The sequence below is a fragment of the Streptomyces sp. NBC_00178 genome (assembly GCF_036206005.1).
Lineage (GTDB): Bacteria > Actinomycetota > Actinomycetes > Streptomycetales > Streptomycetaceae > Streptomyces.
The window spans coordinates 3,353,273-3,373,751 of record NZ_CP108143.1 but is presented as its reverse complement, the minus strand read 5'-3'; the positions used below and the strand labels follow the sequence as shown (position 1 = coordinate 3,373,751).

Here is a 20,479-nt window from a genome sequence, read left to right as displayed (position 1 = left end):
TCCGTCCTTGAGCCTAACGACTACTCGGGGAGACGGAGTTCCAGGTCGGGCCGCGGAAGCACCCCGTCGCGTCCGACACCGTTCAGCAGATCGGCGACCGTGCCCGCACCCGGCAGCTGTGCCTCCGGATCCACGTCGTGCCACGGGGCGAGGACGAAGGCGCGCTCGTGGGCCCGCGGGTGAGGGAGGGTGAGCAGCGGGTCGTCGGAGACCACGTCGGCGTACGACACGATGTCGACGTCGATGGTGCGCGGTCCCCAGCGCTCCTCGCGCACCCGGTCGAAGGCCTCCTCGATGGCCTGACCGCGCTCCAGCAACGAGGACGGGGGCAGGGTCGTCTTCACCACGATCACCGCGTTGAAGTACGACGGCTGGGAGCCGGGGTCGACGCCCCAGGGTTCGGTCTCGTAGACCGGGGACACCGCCTTGACCCGCAGGCCGGGGGTGTCCTCCAGGGCGTCGATGGCGCCCTGGAGCGTCTCGAGCCGGTTGCCGAGGTTGGAGCCGAGGGAGATCACGGCCCGTTTCGGGTTGGAGAGGGTGACGTCCGCCGCGTCGACCTGCTCGACCACGGACGTGGGAACCGGCTGGACGGTCGGGTCGCTCTGCCCCTCGGTGGAAAATGCAGTCATGCTCGGCTCCGGGTGATGGTGATGGTCACGTCGTCGAAGGGGACCGTGATCGGCGCGTCCGGCTTGTGGACGACGACCTCGACCTCCTGGACCCCCTCGTGCTTGAGGCACTGCTGCGCGATGCGTTCCGCGAGGGTCTCGATCAGGTCGACGGGCTCACCCCTGACGACGTCGACGACCTCCTCCGCCACCACGCCGTAGTGGACCGTCTTGGTGAGGTCGTCCGCGGCTGCCGCGGGGCGGGTGTCGAGGCCGAGCACCAGGTCCACGATGAAGGTCTGCCCCTCTTCGCGTTCCTTCGGGAAGACACCGTGGTGTCCACGGGCCTTGAGGCCGCGCAGCGCGACACGATCCACGCGAATCACTCCTGCTGTTCTCGTCTCCGGAGGCACCCGGCCGCGTGCGGGCGGAGGGGTACCGTCTGTCGAATCTACCCGCGGGCACCGACAGCTCCTGCCCGCGGGGCGTGCGGGTGGCCCGGCAGGGGCTGGTAGCCGCGTATACCCGGTGATCGGGAAGCCCAATCATCGCTGTGGTGTCCCGGCAGGTCAGGAGGCCGGGTCCGCTTCGTCCTCCTCGCCCGTATCCGCCAGTACGGGTGAGCCGTGGTGCGACCAGAGCTTCCAGCCGTCCGGTGTGCGGCGGAACACGTTGGTGGCGACGACGAGCTGTCCGACGAGCGGGCCCAGGTCGTTGCCCTCCTCGGCGGGGCCACCGCTCAGGATGTTCTCGGTGCAGGTCACCAGGGCGGTGTCGCCGGTCATCGAGACGCCGACATCGGTCAGGAAGAACTGGATGTACTCGGTGTCCGCCATGATGAGCGCGTAGCTCCGCAGCACCTCGCCGCGGCCCGTCAGCACCGGCCAGCCGGGGTGGACGCAGGAGACGGTGAGGTCCTCGCCGGGCAGCCACAGGGCCGAGAGCTCGTCGAGGTCGCCGCGTTCCATCGCCTCGTAGAAGGCGGTGTTGGCCTGTTCGACCGCCGCGATGTCGGCCGCGGCGGCCTCGTGCTCGTCCCGCGGGGCGCTCACGCTGCTCCCTCGACCGCGCGCGCCACCCGCACCGCGTCCGCGGTGGGCCGTACGTCGTGGACCCGGACCGCCCAGGCGCCCGCCCCGGCGGAGAGCGCCGAGACGGCGGCCGTCGCGGCGTCGCGTTCCCTCGCCGGTGGAGGGGTCCCTCCCTCGTCGGCCAGGACGTGGCCGAGGAACCGCTTGCGGGAGGCGGCGACGAGCAGCGGCCGGCCCAGGTCGTGGAGCCGGTCGAGGTGGGCGACCAGCGCCAGGTCCTGGGCGGCGTCCTTGGCGAAGCCGAGCCCGGGGTCGATCACGAGCCTCTCGGGGTCCACCCCGCCGTCGATCACGGCCTCCATCCGGGCGCGGAGCTCGGCGACGACCTCGCCCACGACGTCCCCGTAGACCGCGCGGCTGTTCATCGACTCGCTGAAGCCGCGCCAGTGCATGACGACGAACGGCACCCCGGCGTCGGCGACCACCGGGATCATGCCCGGGTCCGCGAGGCCTCCGCTCACGTCGTTGACCAGGGCGGCGCCGGCGGCGACGGACTGCTCGGCGACGCCGGCCCGCATGGTGTCGACGGAGACCGTGACGCCTTCGGACGCGAGTCCCCGTACGACGGGAATCACCCGCCGCAGCTCCTCCGCCTCGTCCACCCTGCTCGCGCCCGGGCGGGTCGACTCGCCGCCGACGTCGACCAGATCCGCACCTTCGGCCACCAGTTCGAGGCCGTGCTTGATCGCCGCCGTGGTGTCGAACCAGTGGCCGCCGTCGGAGAAGGAGTCGGGCGTCACGTTGACGACTCCCATGACCGCGCAGCGGTCCCACTCCGGCAGGCCCCGCACTGTGCCCCGTCCTCGCAACGTACTCATACGACCAGCGTAAGGGCCGGGCCGTCATCCCCGGTGGGCGCGCGACGACGGCTACGGCACCTCGCCGCGTTGTCGGAGCGCCCGGACACATCCCGTACGCGGACGTCCCTCCGCCGTGCGATGCACCGCATCCGCCGCCGCGCGCCGATCCGCCAAGGGCCGGCGGGACAGCCCGTACGCCCGGGAAGCGTCCGGCCGGGCCGTGCCGGACACGGGCCCCCGGCGGCCCGGAGACGGCGCCCGCCCGGCCGGGCCCCGTCCGCCGCCGTCACGCACCGGATTCCACGCGCGGGATTTCAGCCGGATGGACGCGGGGTCCGGCGCACGGGGGCGGACCTCAGGGGGCGCCGACGCCGGCCACCGTCTCCACGGCGACCTCGGCACGGGGCACGTCCTGCGCGTCCGCGTCGATGGACCGGCGCAACGCCTCGTGCAGGCGCGCCGGGGTGAGTACGCCGAGGAAGCGGCCCGCGCCCGCCTCGTCGATGACGGCTATCCAGCCCGCGTCGTGCTGGAGCATCGTCGAGAAGGCCTGCTTGAGGGGCGCGCCGAGCGGCAGCCAGGCCTCCATGCGCCGCGCGTGCTCGCGGACCGTGCCCTTGGCCGTCAGGGCGTCGCCGGCGGGGATCCAGCCGTGCAGCTCGTCCTTGCCGTCCAGCACGACGGCCCAGCGGGCACCGTCCGCCCGCAGCCGCTCCGTCGCCCTCGCCAGGGAGTCGTCGAGGTGGACGACCGGGGGCTGTTCCAGGTCGCTCTCCTCGATGGGCGTGACCGAGAGCCGCTTGAGCCCCCGGTCGGCGCCGACGAAATCGGCGACGTACGGGGTGGCCGGCGCCCCGAGCACCGTGGCGGGGGTGTCGAACTGCTCGATGCGGCCCTGGCCGTACACGGCGATGCGGTCGCCGAGCCGGACGGCCTCCTCGATGTCGTGCGTGACGAAGAGCACGGTCTTGCGCACGCGCGCCTGCAGTTTCAGGAATTCGTTCTGCAGCCTTTCCCGTACGACCGGGTCGACCGCTCCGAAAGGCTCGTCCATCAGGAGAACCGGCGGATCCGCGGCGAGCGCCCGCGCCACACCCACGCGTTGGCGCTGGCCGCCCGAGAGCTGCTCCGGATAGCGGCCGCCGTAAACGGACGGATCGAGTCCGACGAGGTCCAGCAGTTCGGCGGCGCGTTCCCGCGCCTTTCCCCGCTTCCAGCCGAGTAGATGCGGAACGGTCGCGGTGTTCTCCAGGACCGTCTTGTGCGGGAAGAGTCCCACCTGCTGGATGACATAACCGATACGGCGGCGGAGTTGGACGGGGTCGATGGCCGATATGTCGTCCCCGTCGAGGAATATCCGGCCCTCGGTCGGTTCGATCAGGCGGTTCACCATCTTCATGGTGGTCGTCTTGCCGCAGCCGGAAGGTCCGACGAGCGTGACCAGTTCACCCTCGGCGACCTCGAAGGAAAGGCCGTCGACGGCGGTGGTGCCGTCCGCGTACCGCTTGGTGACGTGCTCGAAACGGATCATGATTCCCCATTGTGACGCGGGTTCTGTGAAGGCCATGTTGCCGGAATACGACAGCCTCGGCGATTGTCGGTGGTCGAGGATAGGGTCACCGGGGACCGGAGCCGCGAGGGCGTCGCACGGGTGAACAGGAGGTGGGGACGGATGTCCGAGCAGAACTGCCTGGTGGCGAACGACTGGATCTGCGGTGAGTATCTGCGTTCCCGCAGCCATGAGTTGACGGATGCCACGCTCCAGCACATCTGGATCACGGCGGCTTCCGTGCTGATCGGTCTCGCGGTGGCATTTCCGCTCGCGCTGCTCGCGCGCAGGGGCCGGCATTTCGCCGGACCCGTGCTGGGCCTGACGACGGTGCTCTACACCGTGCCGTCGCTGGCGATGTTCTCGCTGCTGCTGCCGGTCTTCGGGCTCTCGGCGGCGCTCGTCGTCACGGGCCTGGTGCTCTACTCGCTGACGATCCTCGTGCGCAACATCCTCGCCGGCCTCGAAGCCGTGCCCGAGGAGGCCAAGGAGGCGGCGAAGGGCATGGGCTACGGGCCGGCCCGTCTCCTGTGGGAGGTGGAGCTCCCCCTCGCGCTGCCCGCGCTGATGGCCGGTCTGCGGATCGCCACCGTGTCGACGGTCGCGCTGACCACGGTCGGCTCGCTGGTCGGCAAGGGCGGACTCGGGAACCTCATCGAGGACGCGCTGCCGAGCTTCTTCAAGGCCCAGGTGCTCACCGCGTCCGTGCTCTGCGTGCTGCTCGCGGTGGCCGCCGATCTGCTGCTGCTGGGCCTCCAGCGCCTGCTCACGCCCTGGACCCGGATACGGAGGCCCGCAGGGGCGCCCGGCGGGCCGGGCATCGTCACGACGGAGGCCGGCTGACCATGGGAGTCGTAGGAGAGGCCTGGACCTGGCTCACCACCGGTGCCAACTGGTCGGGGGACGGCGGCGCGGCGCAGCGGCTGGGCGAGCACCTGTACGTCAGCGGGCTCGCCCTCGCGGTGGCCTGCGCCATCGCCCTGCCGGTCGCGCTGTACCTGGGGCACTCGGGCCGGGGCGGCGCGCTCGCGGTCAACGTGTCCAACGTGGGCCGCGCGGTCCCGGTGTTCGCGGTGCTGGCGCTCTTCATGCTGACGCCCCTGCGCAACTCCGGTTACCTGCCCACCGTCATCGCCCTGGTGCTGTTCGCCGTCCCGCCCCTGCTGACCAACGCCTACGTCGGCATGACCGAGGTGGACCGGTCGGTGCGGGAGGCCGCGCGCGGCATGGGGATGTCGGGTGCGCAGCTCTTCCTGCGGGTCGAGCTCCCCCTGGCCTACCCGATGATCATGACCGGCCTGCGGTCCGCCGCCGTCCAGGTGGTCGCCACCGCGTCGATCGCGGCCATGGTCGGCCTCGGCGGCCTGGGGCGGATCATCACCGCCGGATTCAACACCTACGACACGGCACAGGTCTTCGCCGGTGCTGTGCTCGTCGCCCTCCTGGCCCTGGTGGTCGAGGGCGTTCTCGTGGCGCTGGACCGGCTGCTGTCGCCTCTGCGCCGCCGCCGGACCGTGTAGAGCGCGCGGGCTTTTCGGACTGTGCACATCATTGTTTCGCGGACGGAGAAGAACATGAGCAGGACCTCGCGCATAGCGGGTGCGGTCGTCGGAGCGGTCGTGCTGGCGGGATCGCTCGCGGCTTGCGGCGGCGACAGCCTGGAGGAGGGGAAGAGCGGTTCGGACAAGGGCGCCTCAAGCGGCTCCGGGAAGGGCTCGCTCGTCGTGGGCGCCGCCGCGTTCACGGAGTCCAAGGTGCTCGCCGAGCTCTACGCCCAGGTGCTGGACGGGGCCGGTTACGACACCTCGGTCACCACGGTGAAGAACCGCGAACTGTACGAGCCCTCCCTCGAGAAGGGCGAGATCGACGTCGTCCCCGAATACGCGGCGACCCTCGCGGAATTCCTCAACGCCAAGACCAACGGCGCGAAGGAGGCCGAGAAGGCCCCGGTCGCCTCCGGTGACGTGACCGCCACCGTGGCCGCGCTGGAGAAGCTGGCGACCCCGCTCGGGCTGAAGGTCCTTCCCGCGGGCCCGGCCGTCGACCAGAACGCCTTCGCGGTCTCGAAGGAATTCGCCGACAAGAACGACCTGAAGTCGCTTTCCGATCTCGGCAGGTCGAAGATCAAGGTGAAGATCGCGGCGGGCGACGAGTGCGAGGTGCGCCCGTTCTGCGCGCCCGGACTGAAGAAGACGTACGGCATCGATGTGGCGGGGATCGACCCCAAGGGCGTCGGCACCCCGCAGTCCAAGCAGGCGGTCAAGGACGGCAAGGACCAGCTGGTCCTCACCACCACCACGGACGCGGTGCTCGATTCGTTCGGGCTGGTGTTCCTGGAGGACGACAAGAAGCTGCAGAACGCGGACAACGTGCTTCCCGTGGTCAATGCCAAGGACGCCGGTGGGCCGGAGGTCGCCGAGGCCCTCGGGAAGCTCACGAAGGTGCTCACCACCGAGGACCTCGCGGAACTGAACCGCAAGGTCGACGCCGAGCGCGCCAAGCCCGCCGACGCGGCCAGGGAATATCTGGAGTCGAAGGGCTTGATCAAGAAGTAGGAGTACCCCGGGAAGGGGCACTTGGGAGGCCGCAAGGTAACCGGCGGGGAACAGATTGCCGGGTGGCCTCCCAAGTGACTCGTACGCACGGTAAATTTCGGGCCATGCCACGAGGACGCCACCGCCATTCGCCGCCCCTCCACAGAATCCTGCCGCCCGCCCTGGTGGCCGGAGTGCCGGTCGTGTGTGCCGCCGGAGCCTGGCTCCTCGCGGAACCCCTGGCCCTGCGCGCCCTGGTGGCCGCCACGGCCGCCGCCGCTCTGAGCGGCGCCTACCTGATGCGCAGCTGGGACCGGGCCGCCGGGCTGCGTGTCGCGGAGCTGAACCGGGCGCGGCTCAGTGACGAGTGGAAGACCGAGGAGCGCATAGCCGAACTCGAGGCGGACCTCGAGGAATCAAGGGAACTGCGCGTCCGGATGGAGACCAGGCTCCGCCGCAAGCGGGTGGAGCTCGCCGGACTGCGGGGCGAGCACGCCGCGCTGCTGCGCCGGTACGCCAACGCGGAGACGGAGCGGGCCAGCGCACTGGAGGGCCGCAGGCAGCTCGCCATCGAGGCGTCGGCGCCGCGCGAACTCCTCCCCGCACGCTCGACGCCCACCCCGGACGCCTACGCGCGCGCTGCGCAGGCCCTGCGGGACCTGCCGCGCAACGCCGCTCTCCAGGAGGCCCGCCGCACCGCCGAGCTGGCCCGGCAGCGGGACCTCGCCGAGCGGTCCGCCGACCGCGACACGGAGGGCGACGGACCCCGGGGGAAGCACGCGGCGGTCGCCGGAGCGGGTGAACTCCAGCACCGCCGTCCCACCGCCCCCGCCCCGGCCGGGCAGAAGCAGCTGCCGGCGCCCCGTCCGTCCCGCGCGGTCCCCGTCGCCTCGGCCGTCGTCCCGTACGCCGCGTCGCGCCGCCACCTCGTCCCGCAGGGGAGCTTCGACTTCTTCGGCACGCACAAGGCCGATGCCGCGATCGAGTCCGTGCAGAACGAGGACCTCGCCGACGTGGTGGGCGAGGAGGCACTGGCGGCGCACCGCACCGGGGCGGCCGAGAACCGGGCGGTCGGCAAGGTCATCGACCTGACCGCCCACGACGAGACCGAGCAGCTGGACGTCGTCGGACTGCGCAGCGCCGTCTCCTCTTAGCACCGGGGACGGCCCGCACCCCGGGGCGCTACTTGTCGATGTCCCCGACGACGAAGAAGAGCGAACCCAGGATCGCGACCATGTCGGCGACGAGGGTGCCCGGCAGGAGCTCGGTCAGCGCCTGGATGTTGTTGTACGACGCGGAGCGCAGCTTCAGCCGGTACGGCGTCTTCTCGCCCGTGGAGACCAGGTAGTAGCCGTTGATGCCGAGGGGGTTCTCGGTCCACGCGTAGGTGTGGCCCTCCGGTGCCTTCAGCACCTTGGGCAGCCGCTGGTTGATGGGGCCGGGCGCCAGGTCCGCCATCCGGTCGAGGCAGGCGTCCGCGAGGGCCAGCGCGTTGTGCGTCTGCTCCAGCAGGCACTCGAAGCGCGCCAGGCAGTCGCCCTCGGTCCGGGTGACGACCGCGAGGGTGTCCTGGAGTTCCCCGTAGGCGAGGTACGGCTCGTCGCGCCGGAGGTCGAAGTCGACTCCGGAGGCGCGGGCGATCGGTCCGGACACCCCGTAGGCGTGCACCGCTTCGGGGGACAGGATCCCCACGCCGCGGGTGCGGCCGCGGAAGATCTCGTTGCCGAGCACGAGCCGGTCGTACACGTCCATCCGCGAACGCACGGACGCCACGGCGTCCCTGGCGCGGCCGAGCCAGCCGGCCGGCAGGTCCTCCTTGAGGCCGCCGACCCGGTTGAACATGTAGTGCATGCGGCCGCCGGAGACCTCCTCCATCACGGCCTGGAGCTCCTCGCGTTCCCGGAAGGCGTGGAACACCGGGGTGATCCCGCCCAGTTCGAGGGGGTAGGAGCCGAGGAACATCAGGTGGTTCAGGACCCGGTTCAGCTCCGCGAGCAGCGTCCGCGTCCAGACCGCGCGCTCCGGGACCTCCATCCCGAGCATGCGCTCGACGGCCATGACGACACCGAGCTCGTTGGAGAACGCCGAGAGCCAGTCGTGGCGGTTCGCGAGCATGATGATCTGCCGGTAGTCGCGGGCCTCGAAGAGCTTCTCGGCGCCGCGGTGCATGTAACCGATCACGGGCTCGGCCTGCTCGATGCGCTCGCCGTCCAGGACGAGCCGCAGCCGGAGGACACCGTGGGTGGAGGGGTGCTGCGGACCGATGTTCAGCACCATGTCGGTGCTCTCCGCCGCGCCGCCGATACCGATCGTCGTCTCCGTCATGCGGGACAGTATCCCCCTTCGCGTACGGGGACCCGCTGCCGCAGCCAGCCGAAGTCGCCCAGCCCGCCGCGGGCCGTGAGTTCCGCCGCCTCCCCCGCCGACGCGAGTGCCCGCACATAGCCGGCAGGGTCGGCGGACGCCTGCGCCAGCGGGGGCCTCTCACCGCTGACCCCCAGGTCCCGCAGGGCCGTCCGCTGGTCCAGGAGTTCCGCCGGACCGCCGGCCGCGGCCGCGCAGGCGTCGAGGGCCACGTGCGAGGTCAGGTCGCACCGCCCGTCGGGCACGGGCCGCACCTCACGCCCTTCGCGGAAGCCGGTCAGCGTCCCGAACGGCGGCCTCGATCCCCGTGCGTGCGCGTAGTCCACCGCGACGGCCGTCCCGGCGTCCATCGAGGAGACGGCGCGCGTCCAGGCCTCGTCGCGCGGCAGGCCGATCTCCGCCCGCCCGCCCGGCCGGGACAGCGGCCACCAGCGGCTCAGCCACCGGGCGTCCGCGCCCGTCACCGGGGCGCCCAGCCGTTCGGCGCCGTCCTCCCGGACGAGGACGTAACGCGCCACTCCGTCCTCGTCGGCCTCCGCGATCTGCGTCGGGACGTTGTCCAGCCACTCGTTGGCGAACAGCAGTCCCCGGGCGCCGGGCGGGAGTTCGGCGCTCCACCCGATCTCCGGGTGCAGGCCGGGCGGGCGCGGGGCGAGCTCCACGGCGTACGCCCGCACGGCGAGTCCGGGGGCGACACCGCCCCGAACCGCCGCCAGCACTCCGGTCAGCAGTTCACCGCGGCCGGCTCCGACGTCCACCAGGTCGACCGTGTCCGTGCCCAGCTCCCGGGCCGTCGCGGCGAGCAGCCGGGCGACGGCGGCGGCGAACAGCGGGGAGGCGTGCACCGAGGTGCGGAAGTGTCCCGCGGGGCCCTCCGGCCGCCGGTAGAAGCCCTCTTCCCCGTACAAAGCGGTATCAGCCGCTTCCCGCCACAGGCGCCAGTCATCCGTCACATGGGCAAGTCTCCACCTTGGGGAGTACGGTCCGAGGACCCGGATCGGCCCTTCGGCTGACCCGGGCACCGATCAGCTGTCCCTACGCTGGGTAACGTGCAGCGCTTCTACGATTTCATCCGCAGACACCCGACGGGCGTCGACATCCTCTGGGCTGTCGTCCTCCTCGGGCTCTCCGGCGTGTCCATCGTGGCCGGCCAGGCCGGCGGGGGCCGGGAGCGCGTCTCCGCGGTGCCGGTGGCCGTCGGCCTGTGCGTCGTTGTCGCGCTGCGCCGCCGCGCACCGGAGAAGATGCTGCTCCTCGCGATCCTGATGGGGCTCGCGCAGCTGCTGCTCGGGGTGCGCCCCGACGTGGCGGACTTCGCCCTTCTGGTGATCACGTACACGGTGGCCACGGTGGGGGAGCGCTGGGCCTCGCGGCTCGCGCTGGGGTGCAGCCTGGGCGCGGCGGCGGTGTCGAGGCTGCGCTGGCCCGCCGACGCCCCCTCCGGCGGCTGGGTGCAGACGTTCTTCTACGTCGTCGTCATGACCGTGCCCTTCGTCCTGGCCTGGGTGCTCGGTGACTCGATACGCACCCGCAGGGCCTACTTCAGCCAGCTGGAGGAGCGGGCCGCGCGGCTGGAGCGGGAGCGCGAGGCCCAGTCGAAGGTGGCCGTGGCCGCCGAGCGGGCCCGTATCGCACGCGAGCTGCACGACGTCGTCGCGCACAACGTGTCGGTCATGGTGGTCCAGGCCGACGGCGCGGCCTACGTCATGGACACCTCCCCCGACCAGGCGCGCCAGGCCCTGGAGACGATCTCCGGAACGGGCCGCCAGGCACTCGCCGAGATGCGCCGCCTCCTCGGTGTGCTGCGGACCGGTGACACCGAGGAGAGCGGCGAGTACGTCCCGCAGCCCGACGTCGAGCAGATCGAGGAACTCGTCACGAAGGTCAGGGAGACCGGCCTGGCGGTGGACTTCAAGATCGAGGGCACCCCGCGTCCGCTGCCGAGCGGGGTCGAACTGACCGCGTACCGCATCGTCCAGGAAGCGCTCACCAACACCCGCAAGCACGGCGGCCCGGACGTCGGGGCGAGTGTGCGCCTGGTGTACTTCGACGACGGTCTGGGCCTGCTCGTCGAGGACGACGGGCGGGGCGCACCGCACGAGTTGTACGAGGACGGCGGTGCCGACGGCGCGGGCCAGGGGATGATCGGCATGCGGGAGCGGGTCGGCATGGTCGGGGGCACGCTGGACGCGGGTCCGCGCCAGGGCGGCGGCTTCCGGATCAGCGCCCTGCTTCCGCTCAAGCCGGCGAACCAGTGACAGAAGGACGGGACCCCATGACGATCCGCGTGATGCTCGTCGACGACCAGGTGCTGCTGCGCACCGGCTTCCGCATGGTGCTCGCCGCGCAGCCGGACATGGAGGTCGTCGCCGAGGCCGGGGACGGGGCCGAGGCGATCGAGGTCCTGCGGTCCACCGCCGTCGACGTGGTGCTGATGGACGTCCGCATGCCGAGGCTCGACGGTGTCGAGGCGACCCGCCGCATCTGCGCGGCCGAGGACCCGCCGAAGGTGCTGATCCTGACGACGTTCGACCTGGACGAGTACGCCTTCTCCGGCCTGAAGGCGGGCGCGGGCGGCTTCATGCTGAAGGACGTGCCGCCCGCCGAGCTGCTCTCCGCGATCCGCTCGGTGCACAGCGGCGACGCCGTGGTCGCCCCGTCGACGACGCGCCGGCTCCTGGACCGCTTCTCGCCGATGCTGCCGAGCAGCACGAAGGAGCCCCAGCACAAGGCCGTCGAGAAGCTGACGGGGCGAGAGCGCGAGGTGATGCTGCTGGTGGCCCAGGGTCTGTCGAACGGGGAGATCGCCGGCCGGCTGGTGCTCTCCGAGGCGACGGTCAAGACGCACGTCGGGCGGATCCTCACCAAGCTGGCGCTGCGCGACCGCGTCCAGGTGGTCGTCCTCGCCTACGAGACCGGCCTGGTCAGGGCCGGCGGCACGGGCTGATCCGGCCGTCGGCGCGGGAGCGCCGTCACCGCAGCACGCCCTCCAGGAAGTCGCTGCCCAGCCGGGCCACGACGGTGAGGTCCAGCGAGTGCAGGACGTACCGGCCGCGCCGCCGCGTGGTGGCGAGCCCCGCCTTCTTCAGCGCACCGAGGTGACGGGAGACCTCGGGCGGTGTGATGCCGAGCGAGTCGGCGAGTTCACCGGTGGTGTACGCGGAGCGGGCCAGGTTGCGGCAGATCCGCATCCGCACGGGGTGGGCCAGCGCCTCCAGCCGGAGCTGGAGCAGCTCCACGGACGCGGGGGAGGGCAGTTCGGGGCGGTGGACCGGGTAGTGGATCACCGGGCGCCAGCCCGGCGCGTGCAGCACCATCAGGTGGGGCCAGCCGAAGCTGGTCGGGATGAGCGTGAGACCGGTTCCCGCGGCCGACCCCGTGGCGTCGGTCCGGCCCGTGGACAGCTTGTCGGCGCTGATCCTGCCGGCCTGCTCGTCGAGCGACAGCGCCGCCGAGACCGTGCCCAGCGCCGCGCCGAGGCCCTTGCGCCGCAGCACCTCGGTCTTGTGCCGGGCGTCGGCGGCGAGCTGGACCTGGGCGCGCTGCCAGGTGTCGGCGAAGAAGGCCTCGTCGCAGTCCTCGAAGAGACGCCGGACCCATGCGCGTACGGGGGCCGGGTCGGCCAGCAGCTGCCGGGTGAAGTCCAGCTGCTCCGGGCCCCTGGCCGTCGCCATCTCGAGCGCGCGGGACCGTGTCCCGGCGTCGGTGAGGGGCGAGGGCGCCCCCGTGTCATAGAGGCTGGAGCAGGTGAACTCCAGGGCGGCCGAGACGAATCGCTCGTCGTCGAGCCGGTCCAGGATGTCCAGGTCCTCGGCGAGGGTCGACCCGGTCCTGCCGTCTCCGCCCCGGACGCCGGCGAACGGCATGAAGATGTCGGAGAAGGTGTTCCGCCACAGGAACTCCGCCTCGTGCAGCCGGTCCGCGAGGCCGGGCTCCAGGCCCGCCGCCGTTGCCGTCGTCCAGCCGTGGAGGCCCGGATGGTGACCCGGCTCCGACAGCGCGTGCAGGGCGAGCCCCAGCTCGGCCAGGGGGGAGATCTCGAAGATTATGCGCTCGGGCGGAAGGCCCGCGATGTCGATGTGCACGCTCACCCCTCCATAGTGCGGGGTGGGCGGAGGGGATCCGGCCTCACTTGACGACGGCCGTCAATCCACGGGCGGGCCCGCCCGGCCGGGGTCAGGCTGGATGCATGGACAGCGTTCAGCAGCACATGCTCGACAGCTACCGCGCCGCGGCCCACGGCCTGAGACCTCCCCCGCCGCCGGGCCGGCACGACGGGGAGGTCCTGCGGGCGATCGGCAGACGTATCCGCGACTGGGCCGCGGCCCACCGGCCGCCCTACGCCTGAGGAGCGGGGGCCCGCTGCGGAGGCCGGGCCTACGTCTGAGACCCGGGGTCTCCCTGGGCAGGCCCGTCCTGCTCCTGAGATCCGGAATCTCCCCGGGCAGGCCCGTCCTGCGTCTGGCCGGCGGCCGCCTCACGCAGGCGTGCGGCGAAGTCCGCCACCGCCTCGCGCACGTCGCCCGCCGTCCACTCCAGTCCCGGCGCGGCCACCGTGACCTCGGTGAACGAGACGCCGGGCGGTCCCGCCGAGGCCGGGAACCAGCGGCGGAAGAGCGTCGTGCCCGTCTCCTCGGCCTGCCGCACCGACACCTCGTCCAGCAGGTCGGAGGCGTACGGCAGCCAGACCTGGAACTGGTGTGTGTGGGGCGGCCGGGGATGCACCCGGGACCACGGCAGGCCCGAATCGGCGAGGCCGTCCGCGAGTGCTCCGGCGACGACCTTCGCGTGTGCCACGTACGACGGCAGCCGGGGCAGCTCCCGTTCGAGGCCGAGCAGCGCAGTGAGGGCCGCCGGGTACTGCTGGAAGAGCTGGCCGCCGTAGCGGTGGCGCCAGGTCCGTGCCTCGTCGACCAGGGACTCCGATCCGGCGAGCACCGCGCCGGACAGCCCGTCCAGGGACTTGTAGAACGACAGGTAGACGCTGTCGGCGAGCGCGGCCACCTCCTGGAGTCCCCGTCCGAAGTGCTCGGTGCACTCCCACAGCCGGGCGCCGTCCAGGTGCACGACCGCGTCGCGTTCGCGCGCCGCGGCCACGACGGCCTCCAGTTCCTCCCAGGAGGGCAGGACGAAGCCGGCGTCGCGCAGCGGAAGCTCCACCATCAGGGTGCCGAACGGCTCGGGGAAGCCGCGCACGTCGTCCGCGGTCATCTGGCGGGGGCCGCTCACCGGGTGCACCGTGCGCAGTCCGCTCACCGAGGTGAGCGCACCCCGCTCGTGCACCTCGGGGTGGGACAGCGGATGCAGTGCCACGACCGGACTGCCGGTGCGCGCCGCCCAGCAGCGGAGCGCGACCTGCTGGGCCATCGTCCCGGTCGGGAAGAACGCGGCGGCCTCCATGCCGAGCAGGTCGGCGGTGCGCCGCTCGACCTCGGCGACCACCCCGTCGCCGTACACGTCCGTCCACTCGTCCAGGTCGTGGACCGTGCCGGCGTCGGCGGCCAGTGCGGCCAGCCGCTCGGCCAGGGTGTGGTCCGCGGACGCCCGCGCCAGGACCTTCGCGGACGCCCGCCAGGCGGTCAGCCTGCGGTGCCGCTGCTTCTGCTCATCGGTGGCTCCCATGGGACGATCATCACCCGGACCGCGGGCGGGCCCCACCCCGGGTCCCCGCGCCCCGCCAGAAGTTATCCACAGGATGTGGACGACCGTGGGGGCGAACCGGAACGCTGGCGTAGCATGCAGAGGAATCGTCCGGTACCCCCCGCGGACTGGAACGGAAGGCCTTAGCCGCGTGAACGCATCAGATTCCAAGGAATCCCTCGACGCGAGGGACCGCCCCGCCCGCCTCACCGTCGGAGTCGTCGGCGCCGGCCGGGTCGGGCCCGCCCTCGCCGCCTCGCTGCAGCTCGCCGGACACCGTCCGGTCGCCGTGTCCGGCGTGTCCGACGCCTCCGTGCGGCGGGCCGGCGCGCTGCTCCCGGACGTGCCCCTGGTGACACCCGCCGAGGTCCTCGCGCGGGCCGAGCTCGTCCTGCTGACGGTCCCCGACGACGCGCTCCCCGGCCTGGTCGAGGGCCTCGCCGAGACGGGCGCCGTGCGGCCGGGCCAGCTCATCGTCCACACCTCGGGGCGCTACGGGACCCGGGTCCTCGACCCCGCGCTGCGGGCCGGTGCCCTCCCGCTCGCCCTGCACCCCGCGATGACCTTCACCGGCAGCCCCGTCGACGTCCAGCGCCTGGCCGGCTGCTCCTTCGGTGTCACCGCCCCCGACGAGCTCAGGCTCGCCGCCGAGGCACTCGTCATCGAGATGGGAGGGGAGCCCGAGTGGATCGCGGAGGAGTCCAGGGCGCTCTACCACGCGGCTCTCGCCCTCGGTGCGAACCACCTGGTCACGCTGGTCGCGCAGTCCATGGAGCTGCTCCACAGGGCGGGGGTCGGCGCACCCGACAGGATGCTCGGCCCGCTGCTCGGCGCCGCGCTCGACAACGCCCTGCGCTCCGGTGACGCGGCGCTGACGGGGCCCGTGGCCCGGGGCGACGCCGGAACCGTCTCCGCGCACGTCGGCGAACTGCGGGCGCACGCCCCGCAGATGGTGGCGGGCTACCTCGCCATGGCCCGCGCCACGGCGGACCGGGCGCTGGACCACGGTCTTCTCAAGCCCGAGTCCGCGGAGGACCTCCTGGTCGTCCTGTCGGACCGCGCGAACACCGCGTACGGGAAGAACGGCACACAAGGCCCGGACGCGTCCGGGCCGGGGGAGAAGCGATGACCACCGCACCCGCCACCCTGCTGCGCACCGCGGCCGCACTGGAGGCGCTCGGCCGTCCCGACGGCGGTGGCCACCGTGCCGTCGTCATGACCATGGGGGCGCTCCACGAGGGCCACGCCACCCTGATCCGGGCGGCCCGCGCCGCCGCGGGGCCGGACGGCCAGGTGGTCGTCACCGTCTTCGTGAACCCGCTCCAGTTCGGCGAGGCGGCCGACCTCGACCGCTACCCCCGCACGCTGGACGCCGACCTCGCGCTCGCCTCGGATGCGGGCGCCGACGCCGTCCTCGCCCCGGCCGTGGACGAGGTCTACGCCGGTGGGGACCCCCAGGTCAGGATCACCGCCGGCCCCATGGGCGAGCGACTCGAAGGCGCCTCCCGCCCCGGTCACTTCGACGGGATGCTCACCGTCGTCGCGAAGTTCCTCCACCTCACCCGGCCGGACGCGGCGTACTTCGGGCAGAAGGACGCCCAGCAGCTCGCGCTGGTGCGCCGCATGGTGCGCGACCTGAACTTCGGCATCGACATCGTCGCCGTCCCGACCGTCCGGGACCCCGACGGGCTCGCGCTGTCCAGCCGGAACCGCTTCCTCTCCGCCGAGGAGCGCCGCACCGCGCTGGCGCTGCCCCGGGCCCTGTTCGCGGCCCGTGACCGGCTGGCCGCCCAGAAGGCGCTCCACGTCCGTGCCCTGGCGCTCCCGGAGCACGGCGGCAGGGCCGCGGCCCTCACCCGGCTCGGCGAGGCCCGTGCGGCGGCCGACTCCCAGGCGGTCGCGCTGGCCCGGCCGACCATCGCCCCCGCCGACGTACGGGCCGCCGCGCAGGCCGTCCTGGAGGAGGCGGCCGGGGAGGCGGTGCCGCTCGATCTGGACTACGTGGCGCTCGTGGACCCGGCCGACTTCACCGAGATCCCGGACGACCGGGACAGCGGCGACGCGGTCCTCGCCGTCGCTGCGCGGGTGGGCGCCACCCGCCTGATCGACAACATCCCGCTGACCCTCGGAGCCCTCACGTGACCGGAATACGGCTGACCGCCCCCGCCCCGGGCTGGTCCATCGACGCGGACGTGGTCGTGGTCGGCTCCGGCGTGGCCGGTCTCACCACGGCCCTGCGCTGCGCCGCCGCGGGCCTCGCCACCGTCGTCGTGACCAAGGCCCGCCTCGACGACGGCTCCACCCGCTGGGCCCAGGGCGGTATCGCGGCCGCCCTCGGCGAGGGCGACACCCCCGAACAGCACCTGGACGACACCCTGGTCGCCGGCGCCGGACTGTGCGACGAGACCGCGGTCCGGGCCCTGGTCACCGAAGGCCCCGGCGCCGTCCGGCGCCTCATCGGCACCGGCGCGCACTTCGACACCACCGAGACCGGCGCGATCGCCCTGACCCGTGAGGGCGGCCACCACCGCCGCCGCATCGCGCATGCCGGCGGCGACGCGACGGGGGCGGAGATCTCCCGCGCCCTGGTCGAGGCGGTCCGCTCGGCGGCCCTGCGGACCATCGAGAACGCCCTGGTCCTGGACCTGCTCACGGATGCCGACGGCCGCGCCCGGGGTGTCACCCTGCACGTCATGGGCGAGGGCCAGCACGACGGTGTCGGCGCGGTCCGCGCCCCCGCGGTGGTGCTCGCCACCGGCGGCATGGGCCAGATCTTCTCCGCCACGACCAATCCGCCGGTCTCCACCGGCGACGGAGTGGCGCTCGCGTTGCGGGCCGGCGCCGAGGTCTCGGACCTCGAATTCGTCCAGTTCCATCCGACCGTCCTGTTTCTCGGCGCCGGTTCCGAGGGCCAGCAGCCGCTGGTGTCCGAGGCGGTACGGGGCGAGGGCGCCCATCTCGTCGACGCCACGGGCACCCGGTTCATGCTGGGGCAGCACGAGCTGGCCGAGCTGGCGCCCCGGGACATCGTCGCGAAGGCCATCACCCGCCAGATGCACCTCCGGGGCGCCGAGCACATGTACCTCGACGCCCGGCACTTCGGTGCCGCCATGTGGGAGCAGCGCTTCCCGACCATCCTGGCCGCGTGCCGCAGCCACGGCATCGACCCCGTGACACAGCCGATCCCCGTCGCCCCGGCCGCCCACTACGCCTCCGGCGGCGTGCGCACCGACCTCCGGGGCCGGACGACCGTGCCCGGGCTCTACGCCTGCGGAGAGGTCGCCTGCACCGGCGTCCACGGGGCGAACCGGCTCGCGTCCAACTCCCTCCTGGAGGGGCTGGTGTTCGCCGAGCGCATCGCGGCCGACATCACCGGCTCCGTGGACGGCCCCCGTGACGCCGCCGGCGGCGGGCCCGCCCCCGAGGCGCACCCGGCCGGATCGCACGCGGTGCCGCTGCTCACCGCGGAGTCCAGGACCGCGATCCAGCGGACCATGACGAAGGGCGCCGGAGTCATCCGCTCCGCTGCCAGCCTCGCCACCGCGGCCGCGGAACTGGAGGCGCTCGGCCGGACCGCCACCACCGCCGACGAGGGCGGCCGCAAGGACGCCGTGCCCGGAGTGGAGGCGTGGGAGGCCACCAACCTCCTCCTCGTCTCGCAGGTCCTGGTGGCCGCCGCCCGGGAGCGCGAGGAGACCCGCGGCTGCCACTGGCGCGAGGACCGCCCCGACCGCGACGACGACTCCTGGCGCCGTCACCTGGTCGTCCGCGTCGACCAGGACCTGCTGCCCGTCGTCCGCACGACGGACAGTTCCGCGTTCCCGCCCGTACGTCCCGGAGACCCGGCAGACTCCGCACTGCCCGGCCTCCCGAACCACCCCGCCGACGCCCCCGAGGAGCCGTAACCGTGAGCACGCCCGAAGAGAATCCGCGCCCCACGCCCGTGGACGTACCGCTGATCCACATCGGCGCCCCCGCCGCGTCCGACGGCGGGTGCGGCGACGGCTGCGGCTGCGGTGACGGCTACGACCCCGACGGCCTGGAGTGCGGCCTCGACCCCGCTCTGGCCCAGCTCCTGGCCGAGGCCGGGCTGGACCCCGTCCAGGTCGAGGACATCGCCCACGTCGCGATCGAGGAGGACCTCGACGGGGGCGAGGACGTCACCACCGTCGCGACCGTCCCCGAGGACGCCGTCGCCACGGGTGACTTCACCGCGCGCGAGGCGGGCGTCGTCTCCGGCCTGCGCGTCGCGGAGGCCGTCCTCTCCATCGTCTGCACCGACGAGTTCGAGGTCGAGCGGCACGTCGAGGACGGCGACCGCGTCGTGCCCGGACAGAAGCTGCTGACGGTCACCACCCGCACCCGCGACCTGCTCACGGGCGAGCGCAGCGCGCTCAACCTGCTGTGCAGGCTCTCGGGCATCGCGACCGCCACCCGCGCCTGGGCCGACGTGCTCGAGGGCACGAAGGCCAGGGTCCGCGACACCCGCAAGACGACGCCGGGGCTGCGCGCGCTGGAGAAGTACGCCGTGCGCTGCGGCGGCGGTGTCAACCACCGCATGTCGCTGGTGGACGCGGCGCTGGTCAAGGACAACCACGTGATCGCGGCCGGCGGCGTCGCCGAGGCGTTCACACGGGTCAGGAAGGCGTTCCCGGAGCTCGCGATCGAGGTCGAGGTCGACACCCTGGAGCAGGTCGGCGAGGTGCTCGACGCCGGCGCAGACCTGATCCTGCTGGACAACTTCACCCCGTCCGCCACCGCGGAGGCGGTCGCCCTCGTCGGCGGCCGCGCGGTGCTGGAGTCCTCCGGCCGGCTGTCCCTCGACTCGGCCCGCGCCTACGCCGAGGCGGGCGTCGACTACCTGGCCGTCGGCGCGCTCACGCACTCCTCGCCGATCCTCGACATCGGCCTGGACTTCCGCGAGGCGGGGCCGTCCGACGGGGCCGGCGCCTGATGCTGCTCACCATCGACGTCGGAAACTCGCACACCGTCCTCGGACTGTTCGACGGCGAGGAGATCGTCGAGCACTGGCGGATCTCCACCGACGCCCGGCGTACGGCCGACGAGCTCGCCGTCCTGCTCCAGGGCCTGATGGGCATGCACCCGCTGCTCGGCGTCGAACTCGGCGACGGCATCGAGGGCATCGCGATCTGCTCGACGGTCCCCGCGGTCCTGCACGAGCTCCGCGAGGTCACCCGGCGCTACTACGGAGACGTGCCCGCGGTCCTCGTGGAGCCGGGCGTCAAGACCGGCGTGCCCGTCCTGACGGACAACCCGAAGGAGGTCGGCGCGGACCGCATCATCAACGCGGTGGCCGCGGTCGAGCTCTACGGCGGTCCGGCCATCGTCGTCGACCTCGGCACGGCCACGACCTTCGACGCGGTCTCGGCACGGGGTGAGTACACGGGCGGCGTGATCGCGCCGGGTATCGAGATCTCGGTCGAGGCCCTCGGGGTGAAGGGGGCGCAGCTGCGCAAGATCGAGCTCGCCAGGCCCCGCAGCGTGATCGGCAAGAACACGGTCGAGGCGATGCAGTCCGGCATCGTGTACGGCTTCGCGGGCCAGATCGACGGCGTGGTCCAGCGCATGAAGAAGGAGCTCGCGGCGGACCCGGACGACGTCACCGTCATCGCGACGGGCGGCCTTGCTCCGATGGTGTTGGGGGAGTCCTCGGTCATCGACGAGCACGAGCCCTGGCTGACGCTCATCGGGCTGCGTCTGGTCTACGAGCGCAACATCGCCCGGATGTAGGTCCCGCCCGCGGCCACCTGCGGGAACGGTCCGGCGGCACGGCGTGGGACGCCGCGCCGCCGGGCGGCCAGTTAAGCGGATTTTGTCCATTTAGCACGTATTGTCGCGCCATGCCCACGCCCTACGGATCACGCGGCGG

At 72.8% G+C, this 20,479-nt stretch carries 21 protein-coding genes; 12 read left to right on the top strand and 9 right to left on the bottom strand.

Features of this window, described 5'->3' with window-relative positions; genetic code table 11:
* Positions 1 to 20: 20 nt before the first annotated feature.
* From folK to OHT61_RS14525, 5 genes are all read right to left on the bottom strand, one after another.
* Positions 21 to 632 carry a 2-amino-4-hydroxy-6-hydroxymethyldihydropteridine diphosphokinase gene (folK, locus tag OHT61_RS14545; protein WP_329038545.1) on the bottom strand — a complete coding sequence of 204 codons (612 nt, stop codon included), beginning with the start codon at positions 630 to 632 and terminating at the stop codon, positions 21 to 23.
* Positions 629 to 988: a dihydroneopterin aldolase gene (gene folB / locus OHT61_RS14540; protein ID WP_329038544.1), complete on the bottom strand. Its 360-nt coding sequence runs from the start codon at positions 986 to 988 to the stop codon at positions 629 to 631. Before folB ends, folK begins: the two co-directional genes overlap by 4 nt.
* A gap of 192 nt (positions 989 to 1,180) precedes the next feature.
* Positions 1,181 to 1,663, bottom strand: coding sequence for a nuclear transport factor 2 family protein (locus OHT61_RS14535; protein ID WP_329038542.1), 483 nt, complete (start codon positions 1,661 to 1,663; stop codon positions 1,181 to 1,183).
* Positions 1,660 to 2,520: a dihydropteroate synthase gene (folP, locus tag OHT61_RS14530; RefSeq protein WP_329038540.1), complete on the bottom strand. Its 861-nt coding sequence runs from the start codon at positions 2,518 to 2,520 to the stop codon at positions 1,660 to 1,662. The genes OHT61_RS14535 and folP overlap by 4 nt, the downstream gene beginning before the upstream one ends.
* Positions 2,521 to 2,857: 337 nt before the next feature.
* On the bottom strand, positions 2,858 to 4,033 hold the full coding sequence (locus tag OHT61_RS14525; protein ID WP_329038538.1) for a betaine/proline/choline family ABC transporter ATP-binding protein: 1,176 nt from the start codon (positions 4,031 to 4,033) through the stop codon (positions 2,858 to 2,860).
* Positions 4,034 to 4,174: 141 nt separating this feature from the next.
* On the opposite strand from OHT61_RS14525, the gene OHT61_RS14520 reads away from it, so the two are divergent.
* From OHT61_RS14520 to OHT61_RS14505, 4 genes are all read left to right on the top strand, one after another.
* A complete protein-coding gene (locus tag OHT61_RS14520; RefSeq protein ID WP_329038536.1) occupies positions 4,175 to 4,894 on the top strand; it encodes an ABC transporter permease in 720 nt (239 codons plus the stop codon).
* Between the two features lie 2 nt (positions 4,895 to 4,896).
* Positions 4,897 to 5,571 carry an ABC transporter permease gene (locus OHT61_RS14515; RefSeq protein ID WP_329038534.1) on the top strand — a complete coding sequence of 225 codons (675 nt, stop codon included), beginning with the start codon at positions 4,897 to 4,899 and terminating at the stop codon, positions 5,569 to 5,571.
* 54 nt (positions 5,572 to 5,625) lie between these two features.
* On the top strand, positions 5,626 to 6,606 hold the full coding sequence (locus OHT61_RS14510; RefSeq protein ID WP_329038532.1) for an ABC transporter substrate-binding protein: 981 nt from the start codon (positions 5,626 to 5,628) through the stop codon (positions 6,604 to 6,606).
* Between the two features lie 104 nt (positions 6,607 to 6,710).
* Positions 6,711 to 7,739: a hypothetical protein gene (locus OHT61_RS14505; protein ID WP_329038530.1), complete on the top strand. Its 1,029-nt coding sequence runs from the start codon at positions 6,711 to 6,713 to the stop codon at positions 7,737 to 7,739.
* 28 nt (positions 7,740 to 7,767) lie between these two features.
* On the opposite strand, the gene OHT61_RS14500 is transcribed toward OHT61_RS14505, so the two are convergent.
* Together OHT61_RS14500 and OHT61_RS14495 are read right to left on the bottom strand one after the other, a co-directional pair.
* On the bottom strand, positions 7,768 to 8,910 hold the full coding sequence (locus tag OHT61_RS14500; RefSeq protein WP_329038529.1) for an NADH-quinone oxidoreductase subunit D: 1,143 nt from the start codon (positions 8,908 to 8,910) through the stop codon (positions 7,768 to 7,770).
* Positions 8,907 to 9,902 (bottom strand): SAM-dependent methyltransferase, encoded by a 996-nt coding sequence (locus OHT61_RS14495; protein WP_329038527.1) that lies wholly within the window; start codon positions 9,900 to 9,902, stop codon positions 8,907 to 8,909. The genes OHT61_RS14500 and OHT61_RS14495 overlap by 4 nt, the downstream gene beginning before the upstream one ends.
* Positions 9,903 to 9,998: 96 nt before the next feature.
* Between OHT61_RS14495 and OHT61_RS14490 the strand changes: the two genes are divergently transcribed.
* Together OHT61_RS14490 and OHT61_RS14485 are read left to right on the top strand one after the other, a co-directional pair.
* Positions 9,999 to 11,207, top strand: coding sequence for a sensor histidine kinase (locus tag OHT61_RS14490; protein ID WP_329038525.1), 1,209 nt, complete (start codon positions 9,999 to 10,001; stop codon positions 11,205 to 11,207).
* A 17-nt stretch (positions 11,208 to 11,224) separates the two neighbouring features.
* Entirely contained in the window at positions 11,225 to 11,896 is a 672-nt protein-coding gene (locus OHT61_RS14485) for a response regulator transcription factor (RefSeq protein WP_327117335.1), read from the top strand.
* A 25-nt stretch (positions 11,897 to 11,921) separates the two neighbouring features.
* Here OHT61_RS14485 and OHT61_RS14480 read toward each other — a convergent pair whose 3' ends face one another.
* The gene (locus OHT61_RS14480) at positions 11,922 to 13,034 is read right to left on the bottom strand and encodes a DUF5937 family protein (protein WP_329043256.1); all 1,113 of its coding nucleotides are present in this window, start codon (positions 13,032 to 13,034) and stop codon (positions 11,922 to 11,924) included.
* Between the two features lie 104 nt (positions 13,035 to 13,138).
* Between OHT61_RS14480 and OHT61_RS14475 the strand changes: the two genes are divergently transcribed.
* Positions 13,139 to 13,297, top strand: a complete 159-nt coding sequence (locus OHT61_RS14475) for a hypothetical protein (RefSeq protein ID WP_329038523.1) — start codon at positions 13,139 to 13,141, stop codon at positions 13,295 to 13,297.
* Positions 13,298 to 13,326: 29 nt separating this feature from the next.
* On the opposite strand, the gene OHT61_RS14470 is transcribed toward OHT61_RS14475, so the two are convergent.
* A complete protein-coding gene (locus tag OHT61_RS14470; RefSeq protein WP_329038521.1) occupies positions 13,327 to 14,571 on the bottom strand; it encodes a threonine aldolase family protein in 1,245 nt (414 codons plus the stop codon).
* Positions 14,572 to 14,740: 169 nt separating this feature from the next.
* On the opposite strand from OHT61_RS14470, the gene OHT61_RS14465 reads away from it, so the two are divergent.
* Genes OHT61_RS14465 through OHT61_RS14445 form a run of 5 tightly spaced genes read left to right on the top strand, consistent with a single transcriptional unit; the run spans position 14,741 to position 20,340 of the window.
* The gene (locus OHT61_RS14465) at positions 14,741 to 15,718 is read left to right on the top strand and encodes a Rossmann-like and DUF2520 domain-containing protein (RefSeq protein ID WP_329038519.1); all 978 of its coding nucleotides are present in this window, start codon (positions 14,741 to 14,743) and stop codon (positions 15,716 to 15,718) included.
* Positions 15,715 to 16,731: a pantoate--beta-alanine ligase gene (gene panC / locus OHT61_RS14460; protein WP_329038517.1), complete on the top strand. Its 1,017-nt coding sequence runs from the start codon at positions 15,715 to 15,717 to the stop codon at positions 16,729 to 16,731. Before OHT61_RS14465 ends, panC begins: the two co-directional genes overlap by 4 nt.
* A complete protein-coding gene (locus OHT61_RS14455; protein ID WP_329038515.1) occupies positions 16,728 to 18,494 on the top strand; it encodes an L-aspartate oxidase in 1,767 nt (588 codons plus the stop codon). Before panC ends, OHT61_RS14455 begins: the two co-directional genes overlap by 4 nt.
* Positions 18,495 to 18,496: 2 nt before the next feature.
* Positions 18,497 to 19,543: a carboxylating nicotinate-nucleotide diphosphorylase gene (gene nadC / locus OHT61_RS14450; RefSeq protein WP_329038513.1), complete on the top strand. Its 1,047-nt coding sequence runs from the start codon at positions 18,497 to 18,499 to the stop codon at positions 19,541 to 19,543.
* Positions 19,543 to 20,340, top strand: coding sequence for a type III pantothenate kinase (locus tag OHT61_RS14445; protein WP_329038511.1), 798 nt, complete (start codon positions 19,543 to 19,545; stop codon positions 20,338 to 20,340). Before nadC ends, OHT61_RS14445 begins: the two co-directional genes overlap by 1 nt.
* Positions 20,341 to 20,479 lie beyond the last annotated feature (139 nt).

Coding starts and splice junctions, on each gene's coding strand:
- OHT61_RS14520 (WP_329038536.1), top strand. CDS start 4,175: ATGTCCGAGCAGAACTGCCTGGTGGCGAACGACTGGATCTGCGGTGAG.
- OHT61_RS14475 (WP_329038523.1), top strand. CDS start 13,139: ATGGACAGCGTTCAGCAGCACATGCTCGACAGCTACCGCGCCGCGGCC.
- OHT61_RS14510 (WP_329038532.1), top strand. CDS start 5,626: ATGAGCAGGACCTCGCGCATAGCGGGTGCGGTCGTCGGAGCGGTCGTG.
- OHT61_RS14525 (WP_329038538.1), bottom strand. CDS start 4,033: ATGATCCGTTTCGAGCACGTCACCAAGCGGTACGCGGACGGCACCACC.
- panC (WP_329038517.1), top strand. CDS start 15,715: ATGACCACCGCACCCGCCACCCTGCTGCGCACCGCGGCCGCACTGGAG.
- folK (WP_329038545.1), bottom strand. CDS start 632: ATGACTGCATTTTCCACCGAGGGGCAGAGCGACCCGACCGTCCAGCCG.
- OHT61_RS14500 (WP_329038529.1), bottom strand. CDS start 8,910: ATGACGGAGACGACGATCGGTATCGGCGGCGCGGCGGAGAGCACCGAC.
- folP (WP_329038540.1), bottom strand. CDS start 2,520: ATGAGTACGTTGCGAGGACGGGGCACAGTGCGGGGCCTGCCGGAGTGG.
- OHT61_RS14445 (WP_329038511.1), top strand. CDS start 19,543: ATGCTGCTCACCATCGACGTCGGAAACTCGCACACCGTCCTCGGACTG.
- OHT61_RS14485 (WP_327117335.1), top strand. CDS start 11,225: ATGACGATCCGCGTGATGCTCGTCGACGACCAGGTGCTGCTGCGCACC.
- OHT61_RS14515 (WP_329038534.1), top strand. CDS start 4,897: ATGGGAGTCGTAGGAGAGGCCTGGACCTGGCTCACCACCGGTGCCAAC.
- OHT61_RS14505 (WP_329038530.1), top strand. CDS start 6,711: ATGCCACGAGGACGCCACCGCCATTCGCCGCCCCTCCACAGAATCCTG.
- OHT61_RS14470 (WP_329038521.1), bottom strand. CDS start 14,571: ATGGGAGCCACCGATGAGCAGAAGCAGCGGCACCGCAGGCTGACCGCC.